This window comes from Agromyces sp. NBRC 114283 (assembly GCF_030268405.1).
GTDB lineage: Bacteria > Actinomycetota > Actinomycetes > Actinomycetales > Microbacteriaceae > Agromyces > Agromyces mediolanus.
Genome location: NZ_BSQP01000001.1, coordinates 999,359 through 1,025,120, shown reverse-complemented (window position 1 = coordinate 1,025,120; position 25,762 = coordinate 999,359). Strand labels below are relative to the sequence as shown.

Here is a 25,762-nt window from a genome sequence, read left to right as displayed (position 1 = left end):
TTCGGTCAGTCGGCCTTGCGGGGGCGGCGCTGCACCTCGGGCACCACGAGCTCGGGCATGGCGCGCTTCATGAACGCGTCGAAGTCGGGCGCGGTGAACGCCGCGTAGCCGTGCTCGGGCGTGTAGAGCAGCCCGAGGTCGATGAGCTCGGCGCGCGTCGGACCGACCTGGGTCGATTCGCGGTGCATGACCCGGGCGACGTCGCCCGCCTTCTGCGGCTCGGGCCCGAGTTCGGCCATCGCCCGGAGGTACGCCGTCTGCAGCGGCGTCGCCCGGTCGAGCCGCACCCGGAAGAAGGCGCCGTCGAGCTTCGCCTCGTACGCCTCCCGGGCGAGCGCGACGTCGGCGCGGCGCACCTGCGGCGCCTCGGCGACGCTCCAGACCTGCGCGCCGAGCTCCTGCAGGAAGCAGGGGTAGCCGTGGGTCAGCTCGAGGGCGAGATCGAGGGCGTCCTCGTCGAACTCGACGCCCTCGAGGCGGGCGGGCTCGGCCAGCGCCCGACGGGCGTCGTCGCCGCCGAGCGCGCCGAGGTGCGAGAAGCTGAACAGCCGCTCGGCGTACGCCTTGACGTCGCCGGCGAGCTCGACGGTCTGCGGCAGACCGGCGCCGACGAAGGCGACCGGCAGCTTGCGCTGCACCGTCTTGTGCACCGCCTGGATGAGGGCTTCGAGCTGCGTGCGGGCGAGGAACTGCACCTCGTCGACGAGCAGCACGATGCCGTGCCCCTGCTCGTCGGCGGCCTCGCCGAAGGCGAGCAGCACGTCGGTGAGATCCATGCCGAGGTCGCCGTGGTCGCCGGCGCCCTCGGCGGGCGTCACGTCCCAGGAGAGCCCGAACGCGCCGTGCTTCACGACGGGCAGGGCGAAGGCGCTCAGCACCTCGGCGGCACGCCGGCCGCACGCCGTCCAGCGTGCGCGCGGCGAGAGGCGGAGCAGCGTGGACTTCAGCTGGGAGAACATCAGCTGACGGAAGCGGGTCTCGTCGTGGCGGCTGGCCTCGAACTCGACGACCTCCCAGTGCGCCGCGCGGGCGAGCTCGCCGAAGCGGCCGAGCAGGACGGTCTTGCCGACGCCGCGGAGCCCCGTGATGATCATCGACTGCTCGGTGCGATGCCGTTCGAGCCGCTGGAGGAGCACCCGGAACGCCTCGAGTTGCTCGTCGCGGCCGACCATGACCTCGGGCGCCGCCCCCGCATTCGGAGTGTACGGATTGCTGACGCTGTCCATGGAGGCATCTTAGTGAGTTTGGGCCGGTTTATCCAGAATGAATAAAACTGGATAAACCTCGGAGCCATCAGGTACGCTGGAGCCCGGACGATTGCGACGTGAGGAGGGTGAATGCTCTTCAGCCTCGTCGTGTTCGGCGCCCTCTCCCTGCTGACGCCCCTGTTGACGAGGCTGATCGGCCGGCGGGTCTTCCTCGTCATCGCCCTGCTCCCCGCCGCCGTGTTCGGCTGGCTGCTCACGCTGCTCCCCGAGATCGTCGCCGGGGGCGTCGTCACCGAGCGGGTCGAGTGGATCCAGGCGCTCGACGTCGCCCTGGCCTTCCGCCTCGACGGGCTCGCCCTGCTGCTCTCGCTCGTCGTCACGGGCGTCGGCGCGCTCGTGCTGGCGTACTGCACCTGGTACTTCCGCGACGACGAGCCCGCGCTCGGCCGCTTCGCCGCCCTGCTCCTCGCCTTCGCCGGCGTCATGCTCGGCCTCGTCACCTCCGACGACGTCTACGTGATGTTCATGTTCTGGGAGGCGACGAGCGTCCTCTCCTACCTGCTCATCGGCCACTACACCGGCCGTCGCGAGAGCCGCGGTGCCGCGCTGCAGGCGCTCACCGTGACGACCTTCGGCGGTCTCGCCATGCTCGTCGGCCTCGTGCTGCTGACCGTCGAGGGCGGCACCACCTCGATCGCCGAGCTCGTCGCGAACCCGGTCACCGGGGTCGCCGGCGAGTGGGGCATCGCCCTCGTGCTCATCGGGGCCATCTCCAAGAGCGCGCTCGTGCCGTTCAACTTCTGGCTGCCCGCGGCGATGGCCGCGCCCACCCCGGTCTCGGCGTACCTGCACGCCGCGGCGATGGTGAAGGCCGGCGTCTACCTCGTCGCCCGCCTCGCGCCCGGCTACGCCGACCTCGAGGTGTGGCATCCGATCGTCATCGCCCTCGGCGGCCTCACCATGCTCGTCGGCGGCTGGCGCGCGCTGCGGCAGTACGACCTCAAGCTGCTGCTCGCGCACGGCACCGTGAGCCAGCTCGGCTTCCTCGTGCTCGTCACCGGCTTCGGCACCCGCGACGCGGCCCTCGCCGGCGTCGCGCTGCTCACCGCGCACGCGCTGTTCAAGTCGGCGCTGTTCCTCGTCGTCGGCATCGTCGATCACGCGGCCGGCACGCGCGATTGGCGCAAGCTCTCCGGGCTCGGCCGGCGGATGCCGGTGGTCGCGACGATCGGCTTCGTCGCTGCCGCCTCCATGGCCGGCGTGCCGCCGCTGCTCGGCTTCGTCGCGAAGGAGGGCGTGTTCACCTCGCTGCTCGAGGCGGGCACCGCGACCGCCGACGGCGGCCCCGCGGCCGGCTGGGGCTGGCTCGCCCTCGTGCTCGCCTTCCTCGGCTCGGTGCTCACCGTCGCCTACAGCGTGCGCTTCGTGTGGGGCGCGTTCTGGACCCGGCCGAACTGCGCACCGACGCCGCTGCACCGCGAGCCCGCGATGGTCGCGGCGAGCCCCGCGGTGCTCGCCGCCGCGAGCCTCGTCGCCGCCTTCACGATCACGCTCATCGAGCCGCTCTACACGAGCTACGCCGACGAACTCCCCGGCCCGGAGGAGTACCACCTCGCCCTCTGGCACGGCCTCGAGCCCGCGCTCTGGCTCTCGCTCGCCGTCTTCGCGCTCGGCGCGCTCCTCGTCTGGGGCCGAGCCAAGGTCGCCCGCATGCAGGCCTCGCTGCCCCCGCTCATCGACTCCGGCCGCGGCTACCTCGGCGTCGTCTCGGCGATCGACCGTTTCGCGGCCGCCGTCACGACCGCCATCCAGTACCGGGGCCTCCCCGGCTACCTCGGCATGATCGTGCTCGTGTTCATCGGCGGGCTCGGCGTCTCGGCGCTCGTCAACACCGCCTGGCCCGGCAGTGTGCGGCTGTGGGACTACCCGGCGCAGCCGTTCCTCGCGCTCGTGATGGGCATCGCGGCGATCGCCGCGGCGATCGTGAAGCAGCGCATGACGGCGGTCCTGCTCGTGAGCGTCACCGGCTACGGCCTCGTGCTCATCTTCGGCATGTCGGGCGCTCCCGACCTCGCGCTCACGCAGGCGCTCGTCGAGACGATCGTGCTCGTCGTCTTCGTGCTCGTCATGCGCCGGCTGCCGAAACAGATCGCGACGACGCATCCGCCCGTCCACCGCCTCGGCCGCGCCCTCATCGGCGCGCTCGCCGGCATCGTCATGGGCGTCATCGGCTTCATCGCGCTCGGCGCGCGCACCGCGCCCGACATCGTCGATGGCCTCGCCGAGCGGGCGCTCGAGGCGCACGGCACGAACATCGTGAACGTCATGCTTGTCGACCTGCGCGCCTGGGACACCCTCGGCGAGATCTCGGTGCTCGTCGCGGTCGCCACGGGCGTCGCGAGCCTCATCTTCGTCTCCGGCCGCACGGGCGGCGCGCCCCGCCTCGACGAGCGGCCCGACCGCCGCAACCGGCTCCGCCCGGTCCCCGAGACGGCGTCGAGCATCGGCGGCGCGCGTCCGCGCCTCGCCGACGTCGAGGGCGAGTCGGACGCCGCGGCCGAAGCCGCGGCCACCCGCCAGACCTGGCTGCTGGCCGGCCGCACGCTGTCGCCGCGACGGCGCTCGATCCTCATCGAGGTGCTCGTGCGGCTGCTCTTCCACCCGGCGATCGTCGTCTCGGTGTTCCTGCTGTTCGTGGGCCACAACGCGCCCGGCGGCGGCTTCGCGGGCGGCCTGCTCGCCGGCCTCGCGCTCGTCGCCCGGTACCTCGCGGGCGGGCGGTACGAGCTCGGCGAGGCGGCGCCGGTCGACGCGGGCCACCTGCTCGGCACCGGCCTGCTGCTCGCGGCCGGCACCGCGACCTCCTCGCTCTTCTTCGGGCTCGCCGTCTTCGAGTCGAGCTGGTTCGAGACCGAGGTGCCGCTGCTCGGCACCATCTCGATCGGCACCTCGACGCTCTTCGACATCGGCGTCTACCTCGTCGTCGTCGGGCTCGTGCTCGACATCCTGCGCTCGCTGGGGGCCGAGGTCGACCGCCAGCAGGAGGAGAACGAACTCGAGCAGAACGGCGCCGAGACGGAGGTGCGCGCATGACCGCCTCGCTGACCCTCGTGGTGCTGATGGCCGTGCTCTTCGGCGCCGGCATCACGATCATGCTCGAGCGCAGCCTCACCCGCGTGCTCATCGGCTTCCTGCTCGTCGGCAACGCCGTGAACATCCTCATCTTCCTGATGAGCGGCGCGCCCGGCCTCGCGCCCCTCCTGTCCGACGGCGTCACCGCCGACGGCATCTCCGACCCGGTGCCGCAGGCCTTCGTGCTCACCGCGATCGTGATCAACCTCGGCATCACGGCGTTCATGCTCGCGCTCATCTACCGCTCCTGGTGGCTGGCCCGGCTGGGCGAGAAGGGCGACCTGGTCGACGACGAGGACGATCTCGAAGAGGAGGTCGAGGAGGCCGAGGGCCTCATCCGCAGCTCCGCGGCCGACGACCTCGCCATCCAGGAGCTCATCGACGCGAGCGACGAGGAGTTCGAGCAGTCCCCCGAACGGCCCGATGAGGAGGTGCGCCCGTGAACCCCGCGATCCTCGTGCCCCTCGTCGTGCTGCTGCCGCTGCTCGGCGCCGCCGTCACCCTCGTGCTCGGCCGGCACCGGCGCGCCCAGATGGCCGTCTCGGCGAGCGTGCTCGCCGCCGTCGCCGTCATCTCGGCGGTGCTGCTCGCCACGGTCGACGCGAGCGGAGCCGGCGTCGTCGTGCAGGTCGGCGGCTGGGAGCCGCCCTTCGGCATCTCGCTCGTCGTCGACCGGCTCGCCGCGATCATGCTGCTCATCTCGGCGATCGTGCTGCTCGGCGTGCTCGTGTACGCGGTGAGCCAGGGCGTCGCCGACCGCCATCGCGAGACCCCGGTGTCGATCTTCCACCCGGCCTACCTGATCCTGTCGGCGGGCGTCTTCAACGCCTTCATCGCGGGCGACCTGTTCAACCTCTACGTGGGCTTCGAGATCCTGTTGTCGGCGAGCTACGTGCTGCTCACCCTCGGCGGCACCGGTGAGCGCATCCGCGCGGGCGTCACCTACATCCTCGTCAGTCTCGTCTCCTCGCTGTTCTTCCTCTCGGCCATCGCGCTCATCTACGGCGCGACCGGCACGGCGAACATCGCCCAGCTCTCGGTGCGCATCGCCGAGCTGCCCGACAGCGTGCAGCTCATCCTGCACCTGCTGCTGCTGCTCGCCTTCGGCATCAAGGCGGCGGTGTTCCCCCTGTCGTTCTGGCTGCCCGACTCGTACCCGACCGCGCCGGCGCCCGTCACCGCCGTGTTCGCGGGCCTGCTCACGAAGGTCGGCGTCTACGCGATCATCCGCACCGAGACGGTGATCTTCCAGGAGAGCGACGTCTCGACGCTGCTGCTCGTCATCGGCGGGCTCACCATGCTCGTCGGCATCCTCGGCGCGCTCACCCAGGCCGACATCAAACGCCTGCTCTCCTTCACCCTGGTCAGCCACATCGGCTACATGATCTTCGGCATCGGGCTCGCGACCGAGCTCGGCCTCGCCGCCACCATCTACTACGTCGTGCACCACATCACCGTGCAGACGGCGCTGTTCCTCACCACCGGGCTCATCGAGCGCTTCGGCGGCTCCACCTCCATCAACCGGCTCGCGGGCCTCCTCAAGGCCTCGCCGCTGCTCGCGGTCCTGTTCTTCATCCCGGCGCTGAACCTCGGCGGCATCCCGCCGTTCTCGGGCTTCCTCGGCAAGCTCGGCCTGTTCATCGCGGGCGCCGAGGGCGCGCCGGAGTCCGTCGGCGGGCCGGCGTGGCTCACCTGGACGGTGATCGCCGCGGGCGCCGCGACCTCGCTCATCACGCTGTACGCGCTCACCCGCTTCTGGAACATGGCGTTCTGGCGCGACCGCGACGAGGTCGAGGGCTACGACTCGCCCCTGCTGAACTCGGTGCTCGAGTGGGAGGGCAGCGGCGACACGGCCGTCGCGACCCGCACCATCCCGGTGCCGATGGTCGTCGTCACGACCGCGCTCGTCGCCATCACCGTGCTGCTGACCGTCTTCGCCGGTCCGCTCTTCGATCTCGCCGGGCGCACCGCGGCCGACCTCGTCGACCCGAGCGTGTACATCGGCCTCGTCTTCCCGGGAGGCGTGCGATGAGCCAGGCCCACGACGTGTCGCGCTGGGGCGCGGTCTGGCGGCAGCTGCCGCTGCTCATCGCGCTCGTGCTGCTCTGGGTCATGCTGTGGGACCACATCGACGTGCTCACCGTCGTGAGCGGCGTCGTGCTCGCCGTCACCGTCACGCGCGCGCTGTACCTGCCCCCGGTGCTGCTCTCGGGCCGTTTCAACCCGTGGCGCGGGCTGCTGCTGGGCCTCCGCATGATGTTCGACGTCGTGTTCGCCTCGCTGCAGGTCGCGTTCCTCGCGGTCGCCCCGTGGTGGAAGCCGTCGAACGCGATCATCGCCGTGCAGCTGCTCACCCGCAGCGACCTCGTCACCACGCTGACCGCCGAGGCGATCTCCGTCGTGCCCGGCACCGTCGTCGTCGACATCGACCGCGAACGCGGCCTGCTCTACCTGCACGCGCTCGGCACCCGCACCCACGACGACGTCGAGCGCGTGAAGCGCCAGGTGCTCGGTACCGAGGAGCGCATCGTGCTCGCGATGGGCACGCACCAGCAGGCCGTCGACGTGCGGCTCGCCCGCAAGGCCCGCCGGGCCGAGCGCGCCGGGCACGCGCCGGCCGAGGCCCCGCACGACCACACCCCGAAGGAGGACGCATGACCTTCCTCACCATCGTCTCCATCATCGCCGGGCTGATGTTCGGCATCGGCGCGATCGCGGCGGTCTACCGGATCATCCGCGGCCCCTCGATCCTCGACCGGGCCCTCGCGACCGATGTGCTGCTCGCGATCGCGATCTGCGCCCTCGGCGCCGAGATGGCGATCAACCGGCACACCGACACCCTCGTGGTGCTGCTCGTGCTCGCGATGTTCGCGGTCGTCGGCTCGATCTCGATCGCCCGCTTCATGGCGAAGCAGGACGCCTCGTGAACGCCGCGGACCTCGCCGTCGGCCTGCTCGTGCTCGTGAGCGCGTTCCTGTCGATGGCGGCCGGCATCGGCATCGTCCGCTTCCCCGACGTACTCACGCGGCTGCACGCCGCCACGAAGCCGCAGGTGTTCGGCCTCGCCGCGGTGCTGCTCGCGATCGTGCTGCGGGTGCCGACCTGGGGCGTGCTCACGACCGTCATCCTGATCATGACGTTCCAGCTGCTCACCCAGCCGATGACCGCGCACATGCTCGGCCGCAGCGCTTACCGCACCGACCACGTGCGCCGCGACGTGCTCATCGAGGACGAGCTCGGCCGCGACATCGAGGAGCACGCGAAGGACTGAGCGCGCGGCGGCCGCGCGCGGCGCAGGGCGCCCGCTAGTTCGCGAGCCCGCCCTGCGTGTAGCCCTCGATGAAGCGGCGCTGCAGCAGCAGGAACACCACGATCACCGGCGCGGCCATGATGAGCCCGGCCGCGCTCACGAGCGACCAGTCGACGGCGTAGGACTGCTGGAACGAGTACAGCGAGAGCGACACCGGCAGGAGCTGGCTGTCCTGGATGAACGTCACCGCGAGCAGGAACTCGTTGTACGCCTGCAGCCCGGCGACGAGCGCGACGGTCAGCATGCCCGGCCAGATCATCGGCACCATCACCCGGGTGAACAGGCGCCACTCGCCCGCGCCGTCGAGGCGGGCCGCCTCCTCGTACTCCTTCGGGATGGTCAGCAGGAACGAGCGCAGCAGCATCGTCGCGAACGGCGAGTACACCGCCCAGTAGATGACGATGAGGCCGAACTGCGTGTTGTAGAGCCCGAGCGTCGACCACCAGGACAGCAGCGGCACGAGGAACAGCTGGATCGGCACCGAGGTGGACACCAGGATGTAGAGGATCCACGCGCCCTTGCCGGGCAGGTCGAGCCGGGTCATCGCGTACGCCGCCATGCTCGCGATCACGCAGACGCCGAGCGCCGTGCTGACCGCGATGATCGCGCTGTTCAGGAGCCCCTGGCCCATGTTCGCGTCCTCGAAGGCGGTGGCGAAGTTCTCCCTGCGCCACTCGCTCGGCAGGCCGATCGGCGAGCGGCTGATCTCGGCGGGCGATTTCAGCGAGTTGAAGACGAATACGGCGAGCGGGCCGGTCGCGTAGAACGCGAGCACCACGAGGATGAGCACGCTGAACGGCCGTCGGGGGCGGTGGTCCGGGCGGAAGCCGGCGCGGCGCGGGGGCCGCGCCGCGGCGCGAGCCGCGCGCCGCGAGGTGGCGGGGGCGGTGAGGGTGTCGGTCTGCACGCGGATCACACGTCCCAATCGAGCTTCTTGCGGAGGATGAGGTAGCCGGCGACGACGACCGCGCTGATCGAGGAGAGCAGCATCGCCATGGCCGAGGCGTAGCCCGCGCGCTGCTCCGAGAACGCCGTGCGGTAGAGCACCGTCGCGAGCACGTCGCTCGATCCGGCCGGGCCGCCCTGGGTCAGGATGTAGACGTAGTCGAAGACGAGGAACGACCAGATGACGGTCATCAGCACGAGGAACATCAGGGTCGGGCGGATGCCGGGCAGCGTGATGTGCCAGAACTCCCGCCACGCGTTCGCGCCGTCGAGCCGGGCCGCCTCGTAGAGCGCCGGGTTGACCCCCTGCATCGCGGCGAGGAACAGCACGAGCAGGAAGCCCCACCACTGCCAGTTGTTCACGAACGCGACGGAGCCGAGCGCGAGGCTCGGGTCGCCGAGGAAGTTCACGCCGGCGAGGCCGTCGAAGCCGAGGTTCGCGAGGGCGGCGCCGATGCCGGCATCCGGGCTCAGGATCTGCCGCCAGATCGTCGCCGAGACGATCGTCGCGAGCACGTAGGGGATGAAGTAGAGGGTGCGGAACAGCACCTGGCCGCGGCGGAGCCGCGAGAGCAGGAACGCCCCGAGCAGGGCCATGCTGATCGGCACGATCAGGAAGAAGAGCGTCCAGAGCAGGTTGTGCCAGATCGCGGCCAGCACGTTCGGGCTCTGGAACAGTTCGACGTAATTGTCGATGCCGACGAAGTTGGCCTGGCCGAGGCCGTCCCAGTCGGTGAAGGAGAACAGCAGGGAGGAGAGCCCCGGACCGCCGATCACGAGCAGATTGACGATCGCGAGCGGCGCGATGAAGAGCCACGCCACGAGGCGACGCCGGCGGCGGGGCCGGCGCACGGCCGGCCCCGCCCCGATCCTGGCGGTCGCGGAGGTCACGCGCCCGGAACCGGCTCGAAGGGGGTGATCACCTTGCCGGCGGCGAGCTCGCCGTCGAAGACCTTCTGCAGCCCCTCGAGGTAGGCCTGCGGGGTGAGGTCGCCCGTGATGATCTTGTCAAACTCCGACCACAGGTAGGTGTCGGTCGCCGCGGGGAAGAACGTCCAGCTCGCGTAGCCGAGGTTCCCGCTCTCGGGGGCCTCGGTGTAGAGGCGGGCGGAGCGCTCGTCGACCGTGTCTGGCATCGACGCGAGGTCGCTGAGCGGCGGCGGGTTCTGGCCGGTCGCGGCGAGGTAGTCGTACGAGCGCGCCGGGTCGTCGATGACGAAGTCGATGTACTCGGCCGCGGCATCCGCCTGCTTCGACGCGGAGTTGACCGAGAGCGAGGTGCCGATCGCCATGGGGTAGACGCCGGGGGCGACGTCGTCGCTCAGCGAGGGCAGCGGCGCCCAGTCCCACTCGGCGTCGTTGCCCGCGGCCTCGCCGAAGTAGCGGCCCGCGTCGCCGAACGACCAGGTGCCGGTGATGTACATCGCGACGGTGCCGTCGGCGAGGCCGGTGAACAGGTCGGTGTCGGTGTTCGTGAACCAGCGGTCCTTGCCGCCGCCCCACCACTTCTTGTCGATCTGCTGCTGGAACAGCGTGATCGCGTCGACGAACTCGGGGTCGGTGAACTTCGCCTCGCCGGTGAGCGCCTGGTAGAGCTTCTCGGGCCCGACGGCCATGTTCAGGAAGGCCGAGAGGTACCACTCGCTCTGCGCCTGGTAGCCGCTGTTGCCCGCGCCGACCGGCATCATGCCGGCGGCCTGGGCCTCGGTGGCGACCTGCTCGAACTCGGCGAGCGTGGTCGGCACGGTCCAGCCGTGCTCCTCGAAGACGCCGGGGTTGTAGTACATGACGATCGAGCCGTACTCGACCGGCACCGAGTAGAGGGTGCCGTCGACCTGGCTCGCCTGGTAGGCCCAGGGCTGGAGCTTGTCGGCCCAGCCGTACTCGGCGGCGTAGTCGTCGAGCGCGTCGATGCGCTTCGCCGAGGCGAAGCCGAGGGCGCTCGAGGGGCCCGCCGAGTAGACGACGTCGGCGCCGCGACCGGCGGAGACGGCCGTGTCGGTGAGCGAGCCCAGGTTCTGCAGCTGCTTCACCTCCATCTTCACCTTGGCGTCGTCGGACTGCTCGTTGAACGCGTCGACGTAGTGCTCCTGGTAGTAGCGCTCGGTGTCCTTCGAGACGAAGGCCGACCAGTAGGTGACGTCGCCGGACGAGCCGGACGAGGCGCAGCCGGCGAGGAGGCCGCCGGCGGCGATGAGGGCCACTGCGGCGCCCCAACGCTTCGACTTCTGGTGCATTGCTTACCTTTCCTGGGGGATGGGGGAGGTCGTGGAGTCGCGCACGACGAGCCGCGTCGACAGCGTGATGTGCTGCGTCGGGGCATCGTCGCCGTCGCCGGCGAGCCGGGTGAGCAGGAGTCGGGCGGCGGTGCGACCGATCTCGCGGGCGGGGTTCTCCATGGTGGTGAGACTGGGGTGCACGAGCGCGGCGGCGTCGATGTCGTCGTAGCCGGTGACGGCGACGTCGTCGGGGATGCTGAGACCGCGCCGGCGCAGTTCGTCCATCGCGCCGATCGCGATGAGGTCGTTCGCGCAGACGATCGCGTCCCAGTCGGTGCGGCGCTCGTAGAGGGCGGCGACGCCGTCGCGGCCGCCGTCGCGGGTGAAGCTCGTGAAGACGGTGGCCGCGTCGTCGTAGTCGAGACCGGCGCCGGCGAACGCCTGGCGGAGCCCGCCGAGGCGCAGGCGCGAGGGGTCGGACTCCTCCTCGCCGCCGATGAAGCCGATGCGGCGGCGGCCGGTGCCGAGCAGGTGCGCGCCGAGCTTCGCGAAGCCGCCGGCGTCGTCGGACTCGACGTAGTCGCTGCCCTCGATGCCGATGTCTCGGCCGAGGGCCACGACGCGGGTGCCCGACTCGGCGAGCCGCGCCCGGTCGGCGTCGGACAGCCCGTCGATGTGCAGCGCGATGCCGTCGAAGCGGCGCTCGAGCACGTGGCCGAGCAGGCGCCCGGTGCCCGACTGGCTGCCGGCGTCGAGGATGGAGAGCAGGTAGCCGGCGGGCAGCAGCACGTCCTGCATGCCGACGGCGACGAGCGGGTAGAAGGGGTTCGTGATGTCGGGCACGAGCAGGGCGATCGACTCGGTGCGGCGGCTGCGGAGGCTCCGGGCGCCGGGGTGCGGCGTGTAGCCGAGCTCGGCGATCGCGGCGTTCACCTTGGCGCGCGTCGCCTCGCTCACGGGGCGGTTGCCGCTCAGCACTTGCGAGACGGTGGACACGCTGACCCCGGCGGTCTCGGCGACCGCGGCGATGCCGGACTTCTGCGTCACGTGCCGACCTCCCTGTCCGCATAACGTTTTGCGTGTTTGACGAGAGCAAGCATCCGTCATCTTCGCCAGCTTGTCAATGCGCCCGAGAAATCCGGGACTAGACAGCGCGAGCCGGTCGCCTATAGTGGCCAGCATGCACGCAAAACGATGTGGAAACGGATGAGCCGCGATCGAGCTCGCGGGGCGCTCATCGGTCTCGCCATCGGCGATGCCATGGGCGCGCCCACCGAGGGCATGACCATCGAGGAGATCGCCCGGCGCTTCGGCCGGGTCACCGGGCTGCTGCCCGACGCCGCCGGCACCGACGACACCGAGTACGCGGTGCTCACCGGCCAGTCGCTCCTCGCGCACGGCTTCGAACTCACCGCCGACGACGTCGCCGCCACCTGGACGGCCGCCGTCGCCGAGCAGCAGGGCGGCTTCGCGGGCGCGGGCTTCAGCGAGATGGTCGCGATCGCGAACCTCGCCGCGGGCCTCCGCCCACCGGCCACGGGCCTGCGCAACTACGAGCGGTGGAGCGACGGCGCCGCCATGCGCGTCGCGCCCATCGGCATCCTCGCCGCCGGCGACCCCGCCGAGGCGCGCCGCCTCGCCCGCATCGACGCGAGCGTCAGCCACGCCGTCGACGGCGTCTACGCCGCCGAGGCCGTCGCCGCCGGCGTCGCCACCGCGCTCGTCGCCGACTCGCACCGCGAGGTCGTCGACGCGGTCGTCGCGGCACTGCCCGCCGACTCGTGGACCGGGCGCCTCGTCGCCCGCGCGCTCGCCATCGGCGCCCGCTACGACCGGGCCGAGGATGCCGCGCCGGAGCTCTACCGCGAGATCTCGCTCTTCCACTACCCCTGGGCCGACGCCGCCCCCGAGGCCCTCGCCCTCGCGATGGGCCTCTACGAGGCGGCGAAGGGCGACTTCGTCGACGCCGTCATCGCCTCCGTGAACATCGGCCGCGACTCGGACACGATCGCCGCCATGAACGGGGCACTGGCCGGGGCGATGTGCGGCTTCGAGGCGATGCCCGTCGAGTGGCGCGAGCAGGTCGTGCGCGTGCACGGCCGCTGCATCCTCGCGACCGCGGGCACCGAGCTGCTCGAGCTCGCCGACGGGCTCTTCGAACGCTCCCCCGCCGCTGCCGCTCCTGCTGACGAAAGGACCACCAGTGTCGGCTGACCGCGCAGACCGCATCCACGGCGCCCTCCTCGGACTCGCCGTCGGCGACGCCGTCGGGCTCGCCGCCGACTACCACCGCGCCGTGCGCTCGCCCTGGGTGCGCGGCCGGCTCTGGGCGGGCTCGGCCGAGCTCGACGAGGCCCGGGTCGCCAAGCCCCTGCTGCCCTTCGACGCGACGACGGTCGACGGCGCGCGGCTCGCCCCCACCGACGACACCGAGACCGCCGTGCTCGCCGCTCGTGTCGCGCTCACGACGGCCGAGGCGGCGGATGCCTCGGCGCGCCGCTTCGCCGAGTGGCGCCGCCTGACGGCGGGCGACGACGTCTGGACCGGCATCGCCGAGCGCTCGGCCATCATCAACGCCGAGCGCGGACTCGTCCCCCCGGTGACCGGCAACGACGGTCCGGCGGATGCCTCGGACAGCGCGGTCGCCGCCGGCGTCGTCTGGGGCCTGTTCCACGCGGGCGACCCGGCCGCCGCGGCCGAAGCCGCGACCGAGTGGGCCTCGATCACGCACGCCCGCGACGGCGTGTGGGCCGCGGCCTGCATGGCCTCCGCAGTCTCGGCGCTCGCCGTCGGCGCGCCGATCGGGCAGGCGCTCGACGACGCCGAGGCGCTCGTGCCCGAGGACTCCTGGCTCGCCGAGGGGTTCCGGGCCGCGGCCCGGCTCGCCCCGGCCTCGGTGCTCCTGGAGCTGCCGCGCCTGCTCGCCGAGCTGAACCCGCGCCGCTACAGCCAGCCGGGCACCGCGCCCGAGACGCTGCCGATCGCCTTCCTGCTGCTGCGCGCCGACGGCGAGCGGCCCGAGCAGGCGCTCGCGAACGCGACCCTGTTTGCCCGCGAGTCCGACAGCGTGCCGGCCTTCGTGGGCGCCCTGCTCGGCGCGGCGCACGGAGCCGGGGTGTTCGGCGAGACGTGGCCCGCCGCGGTGGACCGCGTCGAGGGCGTCTGCTATCCGGCCCTCGCCGGGGAGCGGGTGTCGGCCGTGGCGGCCGAACTCGAGGCATCCGTCGCCGACCGCGCCGCCGGCTGACCCGCCGGGCGGGGAGAGCGCCGCCCGGCACGCCGTCAGGCGCGGCCGGTGAACTCCGGGCGGCGCTTCTGCTGGAACGCCGCGAAGCCCTCCCGGTAGTCGGCGGTGTCGCAGAGCGCGGCCTGCGCCCGGTTCTCCTCGGCCATCGAGGCCCAGAGCCCGAGCCGCTCGTCGCGGAGGGCGGCGATGAGCCGCTTCGAGGCGACGAAGGCGAGGGTCGCCCCGGATGCCGCGGCGCGGGCGGCCTCGCGGGTCGCACCGAGCACCTCCTCGGCCGGGAACACCCGCGAGAAGAGGCCGGCGGCGACCGCCTCCTCCCCCGTCATCAGGCGGCCGGTGACGATGAGGTCCATGGTGCGGTGCGCGCCGAGCCGTTCGAAGAACAGCGCGTGCCCGCCGGAGTCGAGCGTCGCACCGAGCGCGGCGAACGGCGAGCCGAACTTCGCGGTGTCGGCGACGTAGACGATGTCGCTCGCGATCAGCAGGCCCAGCCCGACGCCGAGGCACGCGCCGTGCGCGACGGCGAAGGTCGGCACCGGGAGCCCGGCGAGGCGCTGCAGCAGCGGTTCGACGAGCCCGCCGAGGTAGCCCTCGACGTCGTCCTCGCGGGGGTCGACGCGGGAGATGTCGCGCCCGGCGCAGAACGCCCGGCCCTCGCCGCGCAGCACGAGCGCGCGCAGCTCCCCCGCATCGGCGAGCCGCTCGGCCTCGGCGAGCGCCGCCGCGAACTCGCCGAGCGCGCCCTCGTCGAGCGCGTTGAGCTTGTCGGGGGCGTCGAGCACGAGCTCGGCCACCCCGCCGTCGACCTCGAAGCGGATCATCCGTCCCCCCTCACGCACCGAGCGCACCGAGCGCGCCGGCCGCGCCGGCCGGCTCACACGTCATAGTCCACCGTCACCCGCTCGCCCTGCACGTGCGACTGGCACGTGAGCACGTAGCCGCGCTCCAGCTCCTCGGGCTCGAGCGCGTAGTTCTCGGTCATCTGCACGCTGCCGTCGACCACCCGCGCCCGGCAGGTGCCGCAGACGCCGCCGGCGCAGGCGAACGGCACGTCGGGCCGCACGCGGAGCGCCGCGTTCAGGATGCTCTCGTTCGCGGCCACCGGGCTCTCCACCGTGGACGACTGCCCGTCGAGGGTGAACTCGATCGTGATCGTCTGCTCGCCCGCGACGATCTCGACCGGGCGCCCGCTGCGCGGCTCCGCCCCGCGGTCGGCGTCGGTGGTGAACAGCTCGTAGCGCACCCGCGCGGCCGGCACGCCCTTCGCCTCCAGGGCGTCGCGCGCGAGCTGCACGAGCTCGAGCGGCCCGCAGAGGAACCACTCGTCGACGGTCTCCGGCCGGATCAGGTGCTCGAGCATCGCGTCGAGCTTCTCCGCGTCGATGCGGCCCGACAGGAGCGGCGCGGTGCGCTGCTCGCGGGAGAGCACGTGGTGGAGCGCCAGGCGGGCCGGGTAGCGGTCCTTCAGCTCGGCGAGCTCCTCCAGGAACATCACGTCGAGCGTCGAGCGGTTCGTGTAGACGAGCTCGAACGTCGCGTCGGCCGAACGGGCGAGCACCGCGTGCGCGAGCGCCATCAGCGGGGTGATGCCGCTGCCCGCGGCGATACCGACGACGTGCTTGCCGTCGAGCTCCGCGAGCGTCGAGGTGAAGGTGCCCTGCGGGCTCATCACGTCGAGCTCGTCGCCCGCCGCCAGCTCGCTGTTCGCCCAGCTCGAGAAGACGCCGCCGAGGTCGCGCTTGATCGCGACGGAGATGCTCGTACCGCGGCCGTCGGCGGCGGGTTCCGGCGGACGGCAGAGCGAGTAGCTGCGCCGGCGCTCGAAGCCGTCGAGCTCCTTGCGGAGGGCGACGTACTGGCCCGGGAGGTAGTCGTACTCCCCGGCGAGCTCTGCGGGCACCGCGAAGGTCACCTCGACGGCATCCGCCGTGAGCCGGCGCACCTCGGCGACCGTGAGGCGGTGGAAGCGGGCGCGCGGGCGCTTCGTGGGCGCCTCGCCGCCGACGGCCGAGCGCAGCAGCGCCGACGCCGTCGCGAGGTCCTGGCCGGGCGCCGCCGTGGCGCCGGTCGCCTGGGTCGTCGATCCGAGGTTGCGCGCGGCCATCAGAGCACCTTGAAGTAGTCGAAGGGCTCGAGGCAGTCCAGGCACTCGTAGAGCGCCTTGCACGAGGTCGAGCCGAAGCGGGCGAGCTCGCGGGTGTGCAGCGAGTCGCAGCGGGGGCACTTCACGGCGAGGGCGAGCCGCACCGGTCCGGCATCGCGCGCGGCGGCGCGGCCGGAGGGTGGCTGGATGCCGTAGCGGCGCAGCTTCTCGCGGCCGGCGTCGCTCATCCAGTCGGTGGTCCAGGCGGGGGCGAGCACGAGCTCGACGCGCACCTCGGCGTAGCCCGCCGCGGTCAGGGCGAGCAGCACGTCGTCGCGCATGGCGTCGAGGGCGGGGCATCCGCTGTAGGTGGGGGTGAGCCGCACCTCGACCGCCCCGTCCGCGGCGAGCTCGACCGAGCGGAGCACGCCGAGGTCCTCGATCGTGAGCACCGGGATCTCGGGGTCGGTGACGGTCGCGGCGACGTCCCACGCCCGGCGCGCCGCCGGGTCGCTCGGCACCGGCCGCGCGACCGCCTCGCCCCCATCTCGACTTGCCCGACTTTCATGAAAGTCGGGCAAGTCGAGAGGAGGGACGGCCCGCGCGGCGGTCACCACGACGCCCCCGGGTGCTGGCGGGCGAGGACCTGCAGCTCGGCGAGGAGCGGCCCCAGGTGCTCGGTGTGCTTCCCCCGGCGGCCGCCGCCCGAGGCGGTGAACGCGGTGCGCCCGGCGGGCGGCTCGAGCTCCGCCTCGGCGAAGACCTGCGCGATCGCCGCCTCCGCGCCGGTCCGCAGCGAGGAGGGCAGCACGGCGACGCCGTCGGCGGCGAGCCGGCTGACGAGCTCGTCGTCCTCGAACAGCTCGTCGAGGTAGGGCCAGACGTCGGCCACGCCCTGGATCATGCGGCGGCGCGACTCCTCGGTGCCGCCCGCGAGCCGCAGCGTCCACTGCGCGGCGTGGTCGCGGTGGTAGTCGACCTCCTTGACCGCCTTCGCGCCGACGGCGGCGAGGGTCGGATCGGCGGATGCCGAGAGCGCCGTGTAGAGCTCGAACCAGTAGCACGAGGCGAGCAGCTGCCTCGCGATCGTGCACGCGAAGTCGCCGTTCGGCTGCTCGAACAGCCAGGCGTTGCGCCACTCGGGTTCGTCGCGCCAGTAGGCGAGGTCGTCCTCGCTCCGGCCCGAGGCGGTGCCGGCGTAGTGCAGCAGCGAGCGGGCGTGGCCGATGAGGTCGAGGGCGATGTTGCCGAGGGCGACGTCCTCCTCGAGCTCGGGGGCGCGGGTGATCCAGTCGCCGAGCCGCTGCGCGAGCACGAGGGCGTCGTCGCCGAGGCGGAGCGCGTACTCGGCCGTCTCGGGCGGCGCGATTCGAGCGCCGTCGCCGGGGCCGGACGCCGAGCCGGTGCCGGCCAGCTCCTCGGCGAGCGCGAGCCGCTCGACCGAGACGTCGCCGTGCACGTCGGGCTGGCGGCTCACAGGTGCTTCACCCCCTCGCTCTTCGTGTAGTAGACGGCGTGCCGGTAGTTCTTGCCCGCGGGGCTCTCGAAGAAGGCGCCCTTCGCGTCGGGGTCGCTCGTCGTGACGGCATCGGCGGGCACGACCCAGATCGAGACCCCCTCGCCGCGGCGGGTGTAGAGGTCGCGGGCGTTGCGCACGGCGAGCTCGGCGTCGGGCGCGTGCAGCGAGCCGACGTGCACGTGGCTGAGGCCGCGGCCGGCGCGGACGAAGACCTCCCAGAGCGGCCACTCGCGAGCCTGACCCGCTGAGCCCGCCTGGCCCGCTGAGCCCGTCGAAGCGCCCGGCGTCGACATCAGGCCACCGCCCCGGCGAGCTCGGCGGCGCGGTCCGCCTGCTTGCGCGCGTACTCGGCCGCGGCCTCGCGCACCCACGCGCCCGCCTCGTGCGCCTCGCGGCGGCGGCGCAGCCGCTCGGCGTTCGCGGGTCCACGGCCGGCGAGCACCTCGTGGAACTCGGTCCAGTCGATCTCGCTCATGTCGTAGGCCTGGCGCTCCTCGTTCCAGGCCAGCTCCGGGTCGGGCAGCGTGACGCCGAGCACCTCGGCCTGCGGCACGAGCATGCCGACGAAGCGCTGGCGCAGCTCGTCGTTGGAGAAGCGCTTGATGTTCCACGCCATGGACTGCGCCGAGTTCGGCGACTCGTCGTCGGGCGGTCCGAACATCATGAGGCTCGGCCAGTACCAGCGGTTCACGGCGTCCTGCGCCATCTCGCGCTGCGCCTCGGTGCCCTGCATGAGCTCGAGCAGGATCTCGAACCCCTGCCGCTGGTGGAACGACTCCTCCTTGCAGATGCGCACCATCGCCCGGCCGTAGGGCCCGTAGGAGGCACGGCAGAGCGGCACCTGGTTGCAGATCGCGGCACCGTCGACGAGCCAGCCGATGGCCCCCATGTCGGCCCACGTCGGGGTCGTGTAGTTGAAGATCGAGGAGTAGCGGGCGCGTCCCTCGATGAGCTGGCGCATCATCTCCTCGCGGCCGATGCCGAGGGTCTGCGCGGCCGAGTAGAGGTAGAGGCCGTGGCCGGCCTCGTCCTGCACCTTGGCCATCAGGATCGCCTTGCGCTTCAGGCTCGGCGCGCGGCTGATCCAGTTCGACTCGGGCTGCATGCCGATGATCTCGGAGTGTGCGTGCTGGCTGATCTGCCGGATGAGCGTCTTGCGGTACGCCTCGGGCATCCAGTCGCGGGGCTCGATGCGGGAGTCGGCGGCGATGAGCTCGTCGAAGGCGGCCTGCCCGGCGAGCTCGTCGGCGGTGGGCTCGGCCGGTTCGCTCGCTCGGCGGAGCTCTGCTGGTGCGGTCATCGTCGACTCCTGTGTCTCTGCGGACGGCCGGATGCGGGTGGCCGTGGCGAGCGCGGGCGCTCGTGGCATCCGATATTACCAACCGATCGTTCAGTTAGTATATAGTCGATCCAGACGCCGCAGCAACGGCGCGCTGAACTCGACGAGGAGTGCCAGATGACGGATGCCGCGACCGAGCCCGCGATCAACCGCGAGATGATGCAGCGCGACCGGGCCGCCGCCTGGCTCGGCCTCGTCGTCGAGCGCGACGACCCCGGCCACGCGGTCGTCAGCATGGTCGTGCGCGAGGAGATGACGAACGGCTTCGGCATCACGCACGGCGGCATCGTGTTCGCCCTCGCCGACACGGCCTTCGCCATCTCCTGCAACGAGGACGAGCGGGTCACGGTCGCCGCCGGCGCCGACATCGCCTTCCTGAAGTCCACGGTGCCCGGCCAGACGCTCACCGCCACCGCGGTGCGCCGCACCCGCTCGGGCCGCACCGGGCTCTACGACGTGTCGGTCGTCGACGAGCACGGCGAGGCCGTCGCGGAGTTCCGCGGCCGCTCCATCTCGACCAACCGGACGTTCTGAGCCCGGCCCGCCGGACCCGCCACCGCATCCAGCATCCGCACCTCCCACCCTCAGGAGCCACCCAGTGTCGACGACGACCATCCCCCGCCCCGCCTCCGTCTCCGGGCTGCACGCCCCCGCCGCCGGCGAGCTCGACCCCGAGGAGCGGCTCGACCGCGCCGGCATCGAGGCGCTGCAGCTCGAGCGGCTGCAGCGCACCGTCGCGCACGCCTACGAGCGGGTGCCGCTCTACACGCGCAAGTTCGACGAGGCCGGCGTGCACCCGCGCGACATCCGCTCGCTCGCCGACGTCGCCCGCCTGCCCTTCACCACGAAGGCCGATCTGCGCGAGACCTACCCCTTCGGGATGTTCGCCGTGCCGATGGCCGAAGTCGCCCGCATCCACGCCTCGAGCGGCACGACCGGCCGGCCCACCGTCGTCGGCTACACGAAGGGCGACCTCGAACGCTGGGGCTCGCTCGTCGCCCGCTCGCTGCGGGCGAGCGGCATCCGTCCCGGCATGAAGGTGCACAACGCGTACGGCTACGGGCTCTTCACCGGCGGACTCGGCGCGCACGCCGGCATCGAGGCGCTCGGCGCGACCGTGATCCCGATGTCGGGCGGGCAGACCGCGCGCCAGGTGCAGCTCATCGTGGACTTCGAGCCCGACGCCATCCTCTGCACGCCGAGCTACCTGCTCACCATCGCCGACTGCATGGCTGAGCAGGGCATCGACCCGCGCGAGACCTCGCTCAAGGTCGCCGTGCTCGGCGCCGAGCCGTGGACGAACGAGATGCGGCACGAGCTCGAGCAGCGCCTCGGCCTCGACGCGCTCGACATCTACGGGCTCAGTGAGGTGATGGGACCCGGCGTCGGCAACGAGTGCCTGGAAACGAAGGACGGCCCGCACCTCTGGGAGGACCACTTCCTGCCCGAGATCATCGACGGCGACACGGGCGCACCGCTGCCCGACGGCGAGCGCGGCGAGCTGGTGTTCACCTCGCTCACGAAAGAGGCGTTCCCCGTCATCCGCTACCGCACCCGCGACCTCACCCGGCTGCTGCCCGGCACCGCACGCCCCGGCATGCGGCGGATGGAGAAGATCACCGGCCGCAACGACGACATGATCATCCTGCGCGGGGTGAACCTGTTCCCGACGCAGATCGAGGAGCTCGTGCTCGGCATCGAGCAGCTCACGCCGCACTTCGTGCTCGAGCTGAGCCGGGAGGGGCGCATGGACGCCCTCACCGTCCGCATCGAACGGCATCCCGCGCTGTCGGTCGAGACGTGCGAGGCGGCCGCGGTCGTGCTCGCCGAGCGGATCAAGGTGCACATCGGCTCGACGGTCGCCGTGCGGCTGGAGGAGCCCGGCGCGCTGCCCCGCAGCGAGGGCAAGTACCAGCGGGTCTACGACCTGCGCTGAGTACGGATGCCTCGGGGCAGCGCCCTGGTGAGAGACTGATGCCGATGACCGAGAACCAGAGCATGCGTCGCGGGCGCCCGGGGTACGACCGGCAGGGCATCCTCGACGTCGCCGTCACCGCGTTCAACGAGTACGGCTACGACGCCACCTCGATGGGCGTGCTCGCCGAGCGGCTCGGCCTCTCGAAGTCGGCGATCTACCACCACTTCGCGTCGAAGGACGAGATCCTCGAGCAGGCGCTCGACACCGCGCTCAGCGGGCTCGAGTCGGTCGTCGCCGACGCCGCCGTCACGGCCGATCGCGCCGCCGACCGGCTCGACCGGGTGCTGCGCGGCGCCGTGCACGTGCTCGTCGAGCAGCTGCCCTCGGTGACGCTGCTGCTGCGGGTGCGCGGCAACACCGAGGTCGAGCGGCGCGCCCTCGCCCGTCGGCGCGACTTCGACAAGCGGGTGACGGCGCTCGTCGCCGAGGCTCAGCGCGAGGGCTCGCTGCGCAGCGACATCGACGCGAGCGTGGTCTCGCGGCTCGCCTTCGGCATGATCAACTCGATCGTCGAGTGGTACCGGCCCGGCGGTCGCGAGAACGCCGACGGCCTCGCCGACGACGTCATCGCGATCGCGCTCGACGGCCTGCGCATGCCCACCTCGAACCGCGTCGAGGAACTGCTCGGCTGAGCCCGACCCGCCCGCTTCCCCTACCGGCACGACGTCAGTATTTGCGGGTGCGGAGACGCCGCCACCCGCAAATACTGACGTCATGCGCCGAGGGCGCGTCGGGCCGGGTGGCGCCGCAGCCAGCCGCGCCGAGGCCGGGCGGCCCCGTCTGCGACGGGCTGCTGCCCCGGCTGCGCCTCGGCCTGCCGCTCGGCGGCCACCCGACGCTGTTCGAGTTCACGGACCATCCGCTCGTCCGCCGCCGCCACGAGGTGGGGGAACGCCGTCTCCGAGATGTGCATGTCGACTCCTTGTTCGTCGACACTCAGCCTCGGCGCTGAGGTGGGCGCCCGGCATCGGAGGATCGCCCTATTCCTGGGGCACGGGCGCCTCAGATCGTCCGCGCCCCTCAGGCGGATGCCTCAGACGGATGCCTCAGACGGGGCATCCGCACCGCCGGCCGGAACGGCCTTCGCCGCGACGATGCCCTTCCGCAGCGCCATCATGAGCAGCACCAGCCCCGCCGTGACGACGATGTGACCGAGCCCGGCGATGCCGGCGATCGCGGCGTTCGACTCCTGGCCGAGCACGGTCAGCGAGCCGTGCCAGACCATCATCGCGCTCGTGAGCAGCACGCCGGCGTTGTAGACCCAGAAGAACCAGCCGAACAGCGGCGAGGCGCTCAGCGTGAACGCCTTCTCCAGGGCGAGCACGATGAGCATCGCGAGGAAGCCGAGCGTCAGCAGGTGCGTGTGCACCACCGAGAGCTGCGTCGCGCCGCCCTCGACGAAGTCGTTCGCCTTCGTGAACTCGCGGTAGAACAGCCCGGAGCCGAGCCCGAGCACGAGGTAGACGACGGCGGCGGTGAAGAGGCGGTTCATGGGGCGTCCTTCCGGTTCACGGGCGCGCCGGGCACACGGGCACGCTCAGGTGCAGTCTGCTCCGAGGCGCCGTCCGCCGCATCCATCGAACGTTCACGGCTGCGCAGCCCCAGCCCCCCGAGCCCGAACCCCGAGTTGCCCGACTTCCATGAAAGTCGGGCAACTCGGGTGCTGGGACCGGGTTAGGCAGCGCGTCGACGGCGCAGGATGCCTCCGACGAGGAGCGCGAGCCCGAGGAGCAGCGCGAGGCCGCCGCCGAGGACCGCAGCGCCGACCCCGTCGACGCCCGTCGAGGCGAGGTCCTCGCCGCCGGTGCGCTCGAGCGTGTTCGTCAGCACGATCTCGGCGACCGTGCCGTCACCGATCACGAGCGAGTCCGCGCTGAAGCGGGCGCTCGTCCACTCGGCGCCGTCCACTGCGGCCGGGGTCACCTCGCTGAGGCTCACCCGGGCGCCGTACGGGATCGGCTCGCTTGTCGCGACGCCCCCGGCCGTGACGGTCAGCACGCCCGATCCGGCCTCGAAGCCCGGTCCGGCGGGGTAGCTGTACCGCACGGTGAACTCGGTGCCGCGAGGCAGCAGCCCGGCGCCGGTGCCGTCGAGCTGCTTGCGCACGGCGAAGGAGCCGGCGTTCAGCTCGAGCGTGTTCACGACGAGCACCTCGGTCGAGGCATCCTTCCCGACCGTCACCACGTTCGACTCCGAGAAGCGCGGCGCGCCCCAGCTGCCGCCCTCGACGGCCTCGGGCTCGAGCTCGCGGATCGTCACGACGGCCCCCGCCGGGAGGTCGTCGATCCTGACGGCGCTGCCGTCGCCGGGCACGGCGAACTCGGTCGGGCCGACCGCGTCCCAGGCTGCGCCCGCCGGGTACTCGTAGGTGAAGCGGTACTCGCGGTCGGCGCCGACGAGGTGCGCGCCCGTGCCCTCGAGCTGCTTGCGGAGCTCGATCGATCCGACGTCCCGGGTGATCGTGTTCGTCAGGCTCACCTCGACCGTCGTGCCGTCGCCGATCGTGACGGTCTCGGGTGAGAAGACGGCCCCCTCGGCCCAGGTGGCGCCGACGACGGGCGCCGGCTCCAGCTCGGTGAGCCGCAGGACGGCGCCGTAGGGCAGCGGACCGCTCGCGACGGCCTGCCCGTCGGCGCGCACGACGAGTTCGCCGGAGCCCGCGCCGAAGCCGATGCCCGCGTCGTACTCGTAGCGCACCGTGAACGCGTCGCTCGCGGGCACGAGCCCGGCGCCGCTGCCCTCGAGGCGCTTCACGACCGAGAACCCGCCGGTGTTCAGCGCGAGCTCGTTGTCGAGGTCGACCGAGATGCGGGTGCCCTTCACGATCGTGAACGTCTGCTGGCTGAAGACGGGCTCCTGCCAGGTGCCGCCCTCGACGGGGTCGAGCAGCTCCTCGAGCGTCACGACCGCGCCCGCGGGCAGCCCCTCGACGGCGACCGGCTCGCCGCCGGCGGTGACGTCGACGGTGCCGCGGCCGGCCTCGTACACGCCGTTCGCCGGATCGGCCGGGTACGACCACTGCACGGTGAACGTCGGGTCGTCGACGAGGCCGGAGCCGGCCCCGTCGAGGCGCTTCAGGATGTCGAAGGAGCCGAGGTCGCGGGTGAGCGTGTTCGTCACCCGCACCTGCACCTCGGCCGAGTCGGCGCCCACGGTGACGCGGGCCGGCTCGATGACGGGATCCTGCCAGCTCGCGCCCGGCACCGCGGCGGGGGCGCTCTCGGAGAAGTCGACGACCGCCCCGACCGGCAGCTCCGGGATCTCGACCCGGGTGCCGTCGACGGGCAGCTGCACCGCTCCGCCGCCGGCGGGGATGCCGAGTTCGGCGTTCGCCGCCCAGCGGTAGTTCAGGGTGAAGCTCACGTCCTCGGGGATCCGCATGCCGTCGGGGTTCACGACGGTCTTCGCGGCGCCGAGCGAGGCGCGCTGAAGGGTCGCGCCGTTCTCCAGGCGGATGTCGGTGACCTGCCCCAGCTTGCCCTGCGTCCCGTCGAGGGTGAGCTCGACGCGGTCGGTGCGGGTGCCGTCGGGGAGGACGAACACGGGGTCCGCCCAGTCGACGTTCGCGGGCTCGGCGGGCTTCAGCTCGTCGAGCGTGATCGTCGTGCCGCGGAACAGCTCGTCGCTCAGGAACGACTCGCCCGCGTGGATCGTGATCGGCTTCTGCTCGGTGACGACGCCGTCGAGTTCGCTCGTGTAGTTCACGGTGAAGGCCGGTGCGAGCGAGGTGTCGCCCGCGAGCTCCTTGGTGAGCCGGAACTTGCCGAAGTTCGTGCCGACGACGGTGCCGGAGCCCGAGTAGCGGGTCGCGGTGCCGGTCGTGGTGCCGCTGCGCTCGCCCTCGATCTCCCAGTTGGCGGTGTTCGTGTAGTTCTTCGCCTTCCCGAGGTCGAGCACCTTCACGGTCCAGACGACCTCGTACACGGAGCCGGTGATGCCCTGCTGGCCCTCGGGGGCGTCGGCGCCGAGGCCGGCGACGGAGGTGAACTCGACGCGGAGCCCGTCGCCCGAGACGGTGTACTCCGAGGCCGGCTTCCACGCGAACTGGGGTGACTGGCGGCCGAGCGAGTCGTAGGCGAGCGAGCGGGCCTCGAGCACACGGGGCTCGCCGACGAGCTCGAACACGGTCGTGTCGAGGACGTCCTCGACGGCGACGCGCTGCCCGGCGGGGATGCCGTCGGGACCGCTGGGCACGCCGACCCACCACGAGATGGTGTCCTCGAGGTTCTGGTACGAGCCGCTCTTCCAGGCGTCCCAGCCGCCGAACTCGCAGTTCTCGGTGCAGCGGTTCGGGTTCGGGTCGACGGTCACGGGCGTCTGCACCGTGCCGAAGTCGAAGACGTGCTCGACGGTCTCGATGTTCTCGAGCCACACGTCGGCGAGGAAGGTGAACGAGCCCCGCATCTCGAGCTCGTGACCCTCGATGTACGCCGGATCGACCGTGCAGGTGATCCGCTCGGCGTCGACGACGCACTCGCCCGCGGCCGCGCCGTCCGGGTCGAGCATCGGGAAGCGGTCGGCGAAGCCGCGCAGGCCGTCGGGCAGGTCCACGACGACCGCGACCGGGTTGGATGCCTCGCCGGGCACGCTCCAGTCGACGGTGAGCTCCTGACGGCTGCCGTCCGGGATCTTGGAGGTCTCGAATCGGACGTCGTCGATGGAGATGGGGGTGCCGCTCGCGGCGTTCGCCGCGGGAACCGCGACGAAGACGTTCGCCGCGACGGCGAGGAGGAGGCTGAGCACAGCCGCGATGGCTGTCCTCGCTCCGCGGTGGCGACCGGG

General features: G+C 72.1%; 25 protein-coding genes. 11 read left to right on the top strand and 14 right to left on the bottom strand.

Annotated elements, in window-relative coordinates:
- Positions 1-5: 5 nt before the first annotated feature.
- Positions 6-1,226: an ATP-binding protein gene (locus QSJ60_RS04885; RefSeq protein WP_189083420.1), complete on the bottom strand. Its 1,221-nt coding sequence runs from the start codon at positions 1,224-1,226 to the stop codon at positions 6-8.
- A 111-nt stretch (positions 1,227-1,337) separates the two neighbouring features.
- Here QSJ60_RS04885 and QSJ60_RS04880 point away from each other — a divergent pair, with 111 nt between their 5' ends.
- From QSJ60_RS04880 to mnhG, 6 genes are read left to right on the top strand one after another with little or no spacing between them, the layout of a single operon-like run.
- Positions 1,338-4,301: a Na+/H+ antiporter subunit A gene (locus QSJ60_RS04880; protein WP_285462824.1), complete on the top strand. Its 2,964-nt coding sequence runs from the start codon at positions 1,338-1,340 to the stop codon at positions 4,299-4,301.
- The gene (locus QSJ60_RS04875) at positions 4,298-4,783 is read left to right on the top strand and encodes a sodium:proton antiporter (protein WP_285462823.1); all 486 of its coding nucleotides are present in this window, start codon (positions 4,298-4,300) and stop codon (positions 4,781-4,783) included. Before QSJ60_RS04880 ends, QSJ60_RS04875 begins: the two co-directional genes overlap by 4 nt.
- Positions 4,780-6,372, top strand: a complete 1,593-nt coding sequence (locus QSJ60_RS04870; RefSeq protein ID WP_285462822.1) for a Na+/H+ antiporter subunit D — start codon at positions 4,780-4,782, stop codon at positions 6,370-6,372. Before QSJ60_RS04875 ends, QSJ60_RS04870 begins: the two co-directional genes overlap by 4 nt.
- The gene (locus QSJ60_RS04865; protein ID WP_230763790.1) at positions 6,369-6,998 is read left to right on the top strand and encodes a Na+/H+ antiporter subunit E; all 630 of its coding nucleotides are present in this window, start codon (positions 6,369-6,371) and stop codon (positions 6,996-6,998) included. Before QSJ60_RS04870 ends, QSJ60_RS04865 begins: the two co-directional genes overlap by 4 nt.
- Complete coding sequence (locus QSJ60_RS04860) at positions 6,995-7,267, top strand: MrpF/PhaF family protein (RefSeq protein WP_189083415.1); 273 nt, start codon at positions 6,995-6,997, stop codon at positions 7,265-7,267. The genes QSJ60_RS04865 and QSJ60_RS04860 overlap by 4 nt, the downstream gene beginning before the upstream one ends.
- The gene (gene mnhG / locus QSJ60_RS04855) at positions 7,264-7,611 is read left to right on the top strand and encodes a monovalent cation/H(+) antiporter subunit G (protein ID WP_285462821.1); all 348 of its coding nucleotides are present in this window, start codon (positions 7,264-7,266) and stop codon (positions 7,609-7,611) included. Before QSJ60_RS04860 ends, mnhG begins: the two co-directional genes overlap by 4 nt.
- Positions 7,612-7,645: 34 nt before the next feature.
- On the opposite strand, the gene QSJ60_RS04850 is transcribed toward mnhG, so the two are convergent.
- The 4 genes from QSJ60_RS04850 to QSJ60_RS04835 are packed head-to-tail and all read right to left on the bottom strand — an operon-like array spanning position 7,646 to position 11,861.
- A complete protein-coding gene (locus tag QSJ60_RS04850) occupies positions 7,646-8,566 on the bottom strand; it encodes a carbohydrate ABC transporter permease (RefSeq protein WP_285465258.1) in 921 nt (306 codons plus the stop codon).
- Positions 8,563-9,486: a carbohydrate ABC transporter permease gene (locus QSJ60_RS04845; protein ID WP_285462820.1), complete on the bottom strand. Its 924-nt coding sequence runs from the start codon at positions 9,484-9,486 to the stop codon at positions 8,563-8,565. Before QSJ60_RS04845 ends, QSJ60_RS04850 begins: the two co-directional genes overlap by 4 nt.
- Positions 9,483-10,832, bottom strand: coding sequence for an ABC transporter substrate-binding protein (locus QSJ60_RS04840; RefSeq protein ID WP_285462819.1), 1,350 nt, complete (start codon positions 10,830-10,832; stop codon positions 9,483-9,485). Before QSJ60_RS04840 ends, QSJ60_RS04845 begins: the two co-directional genes overlap by 4 nt.
- Before the next feature lie 3 nt (positions 10,833-10,835).
- On the bottom strand, positions 10,836-11,861 hold the full coding sequence (locus tag QSJ60_RS04835; protein WP_285462818.1) for a LacI family DNA-binding transcriptional regulator: 1,026 nt from the start codon (positions 11,859-11,861) through the stop codon (positions 10,836-10,838).
- A 159-nt stretch (positions 11,862-12,020) separates the two neighbouring features.
- Here QSJ60_RS04835 and QSJ60_RS04830 point away from each other — a divergent pair, with 159 nt between their 5' ends.
- Both QSJ60_RS04830 and QSJ60_RS04825 read left to right on the top strand, forming a co-directional pair.
- A complete protein-coding gene (locus QSJ60_RS04830; RefSeq protein ID WP_285462817.1) occupies positions 12,021-13,028 on the top strand; it encodes an ADP-ribosylglycohydrolase family protein in 1,008 nt (335 codons plus the stop codon).
- A complete protein-coding gene (locus QSJ60_RS04825) occupies positions 13,018-14,061 on the top strand; it encodes an ADP-ribosylglycohydrolase family protein (RefSeq protein WP_285462816.1) in 1,044 nt (347 codons plus the stop codon). Before QSJ60_RS04830 ends, QSJ60_RS04825 begins: the two co-directional genes overlap by 11 nt.
- Positions 14,062-14,096: 35 nt before the next feature.
- Here QSJ60_RS04825 and QSJ60_RS04820 read toward each other — a convergent pair whose 3' ends face one another.
- The 6 genes from QSJ60_RS04820 to paaA all read right to left on the bottom strand — a co-directional run bounded on the left by QSJ60_RS04820 (position 14,097) and on the right by paaA (position 18,963).
- Positions 14,097-14,882 carry an enoyl-CoA hydratase/isomerase family protein gene (locus tag QSJ60_RS04820; protein ID WP_285462815.1) on the bottom strand — a complete coding sequence of 262 codons (786 nt, stop codon included), beginning with the start codon at positions 14,880-14,882 and terminating at the stop codon, positions 14,097-14,099.
- Positions 14,883-14,935: 53 nt separating this feature from the next.
- Positions 14,936-16,165, bottom strand: a complete 1,230-nt coding sequence (gene paaE / locus QSJ60_RS04815; RefSeq protein ID WP_285462814.1) for a 1,2-phenylacetyl-CoA epoxidase subunit PaaE — start codon at positions 16,163-16,165, stop codon at positions 14,936-14,938.
- On the bottom strand, positions 16,165-16,665 hold the full coding sequence (gene paaD / locus QSJ60_RS04810; protein WP_230763776.1) for a 1,2-phenylacetyl-CoA epoxidase subunit PaaD: 501 nt from the start codon (positions 16,663-16,665) through the stop codon (positions 16,165-16,167). The genes paaE and paaD overlap by 1 nt, the downstream gene beginning before the upstream one ends.
- Positions 16,666-16,754: 89 nt before the next feature.
- Positions 16,755-17,621: a 1,2-phenylacetyl-CoA epoxidase subunit PaaC gene (gene paaC / locus QSJ60_RS04805; RefSeq protein ID WP_285462813.1), complete on the bottom strand. Its 867-nt coding sequence runs from the start codon at positions 17,619-17,621 to the stop codon at positions 16,755-16,757.
- Positions 17,618-17,956, bottom strand: coding sequence for a 1,2-phenylacetyl-CoA epoxidase subunit PaaB (paaB, locus tag QSJ60_RS04800; RefSeq protein WP_285462812.1), 339 nt, complete (start codon positions 17,954-17,956; stop codon positions 17,618-17,620). Before paaB ends, paaC begins: the two co-directional genes overlap by 4 nt.
- The gene (paaA, locus tag QSJ60_RS04795; RefSeq protein WP_285462811.1) at positions 17,956-18,963 is read right to left on the bottom strand and encodes a 1,2-phenylacetyl-CoA epoxidase subunit PaaA; all 1,008 of its coding nucleotides are present in this window, start codon (positions 18,961-18,963) and stop codon (positions 17,956-17,958) included. The genes paaB and paaA overlap by 1 nt, the downstream gene beginning before the upstream one ends.
- Before the next feature lie 156 nt (positions 18,964-19,119).
- Here paaA and paaI point away from each other — a divergent pair, with 156 nt between their 5' ends.
- The 3 genes from paaI to QSJ60_RS04780 all read left to right on the top strand — a co-directional run bounded on the left by paaI (position 19,120) and on the right by QSJ60_RS04780 (position 21,612).
- Positions 19,120-19,536 carry a hydroxyphenylacetyl-CoA thioesterase PaaI gene (gene paaI / locus QSJ60_RS04790; protein ID WP_189083406.1) on the top strand — a complete coding sequence of 139 codons (417 nt, stop codon included), beginning with the start codon at positions 19,120-19,122 and terminating at the stop codon, positions 19,534-19,536.
- A 106-nt stretch (positions 19,537-19,642) separates the two neighbouring features.
- Positions 19,643-20,938: a phenylacetate--CoA ligase PaaK gene (gene paaK / locus QSJ60_RS04785; RefSeq protein WP_230764186.1), complete on the top strand. Its 1,296-nt coding sequence runs from the start codon at positions 19,643-19,645 to the stop codon at positions 20,936-20,938.
- 44 nt (positions 20,939-20,982) lie between these two features.
- Positions 20,983-21,612, top strand: a complete 630-nt coding sequence (locus QSJ60_RS04780; protein ID WP_285462810.1) for a TetR/AcrR family transcriptional regulator — start codon at positions 20,983-20,985, stop codon at positions 21,610-21,612.
- 80 nt (positions 21,613-21,692) lie between these two features.
- Here QSJ60_RS04780 and QSJ60_RS04775 read toward each other — a convergent pair whose 3' ends face one another.
- The 3 genes from QSJ60_RS04775 to QSJ60_RS04765 form a co-directional block, all read right to left on the bottom strand.
- Positions 21,693-21,893: a hypothetical protein gene (locus QSJ60_RS04775; protein WP_285462809.1), complete on the bottom strand. Its 201-nt coding sequence runs from the start codon at positions 21,891-21,893 to the stop codon at positions 21,693-21,695.
- A gap of 120 nt (positions 21,894-22,013) precedes the next feature.
- Entirely contained in the window at positions 22,014-22,472 is a 459-nt protein-coding gene (locus tag QSJ60_RS04770; protein WP_285462808.1) for a DUF2871 domain-containing protein, read from the bottom strand.
- 182 nt (positions 22,473-22,654) lie between these two features.
- A complete protein-coding gene (locus QSJ60_RS04765) occupies positions 22,655-25,723 on the bottom strand; it encodes a DUF5979 domain-containing protein (protein ID WP_285462807.1) in 3,069 nt (1,022 codons plus the stop codon).
- Positions 25,724-25,762: the final 39 nt, after the last annotated feature.

What these genes read in the sequence shown, in the direction of transcription:
- QSJ60_RS04885 (WP_189083420.1), bottom strand. Translation starts at nt 1,226, where the DNA reads ATGGACAGCGTCAGCAATCCGTACACTCCGAATGCGGGGGCGGCGCCC.
- QSJ60_RS04880 (WP_285462824.1), top strand. Translation starts at nt 1,338, where the DNA reads ATGCTCTTCAGCCTCGTCGTGTTCGGCGCCCTCTCCCTGCTGACGCCC.
- QSJ60_RS04875 (WP_285462823.1), top strand. Translation starts at nt 4,298, where the DNA reads ATGACCGCCTCGCTGACCCTCGTGGTGCTGATGGCCGTGCTCTTCGGC.
- QSJ60_RS04865 (WP_230763790.1), top strand. Translation starts at nt 6,369, where the DNA reads ATGAGCCAGGCCCACGACGTGTCGCGCTGGGGCGCGGTCTGGCGGCAG.
- QSJ60_RS04860 (WP_189083415.1), top strand. Translation starts at nt 6,995, where the DNA reads ATGACCTTCCTCACCATCGTCTCCATCATCGCCGGGCTGATGTTCGGC.
- QSJ60_RS04840 (WP_285462819.1), bottom strand. Translation starts at nt 10,832, where the DNA reads ATGCACCAGAAGTCGAAGCGTTGGGGCGCCGCAGTGGCCCTCATCGCC.
- QSJ60_RS04830 (WP_285462817.1), top strand. Translation starts at nt 12,021, where the DNA reads ATGAGCCGCGATCGAGCTCGCGGGGCGCTCATCGGTCTCGCCATCGGC.
- QSJ60_RS04820 (WP_285462815.1), bottom strand. Translation starts at nt 14,882, where the DNA reads ATGATCCGCTTCGAGGTCGACGGCGGGGTGGCCGAGCTCGTGCTCGAC.
- paaE (WP_285462814.1), bottom strand. Translation starts at nt 16,165, where the DNA reads ATGGCCGCGCGCAACCTCGGATCGACGACCCAGGCGACCGGCGCCACG.
- paaB (WP_285462812.1), bottom strand. Translation starts at nt 17,956, where the DNA reads ATGTCGACGCCGGGCGCTTCGACGGGCTCAGCGGGCCAGGCGGGCTCA.
- paaA (WP_285462811.1), bottom strand. Translation starts at nt 18,963, where the DNA reads ATGACCGCACCAGCAGAGCTCCGCCGAGCGAGCGAACCGGCCGAGCCC.
- paaI (WP_189083406.1), top strand. Translation starts at nt 19,120, where the DNA reads ATGACGGATGCCGCGACCGAGCCCGCGATCAACCGCGAGATGATGCAG.
- QSJ60_RS04780 (WP_285462810.1), top strand. Translation starts at nt 20,983, where the DNA reads ATGACCGAGAACCAGAGCATGCGTCGCGGGCGCCCGGGGTACGACCGG.
- QSJ60_RS04775 (WP_285462809.1), bottom strand. Translation starts at nt 21,893, where the DNA reads ATGCACATCTCGGAGACGGCGTTCCCCCACCTCGTGGCGGCGGCGGAC.
- QSJ60_RS04770 (WP_285462808.1), bottom strand. Translation starts at nt 22,472, where the DNA reads ATGAACCGCCTCTTCACCGCCGCCGTCGTCTACCTCGTGCTCGGGCTC.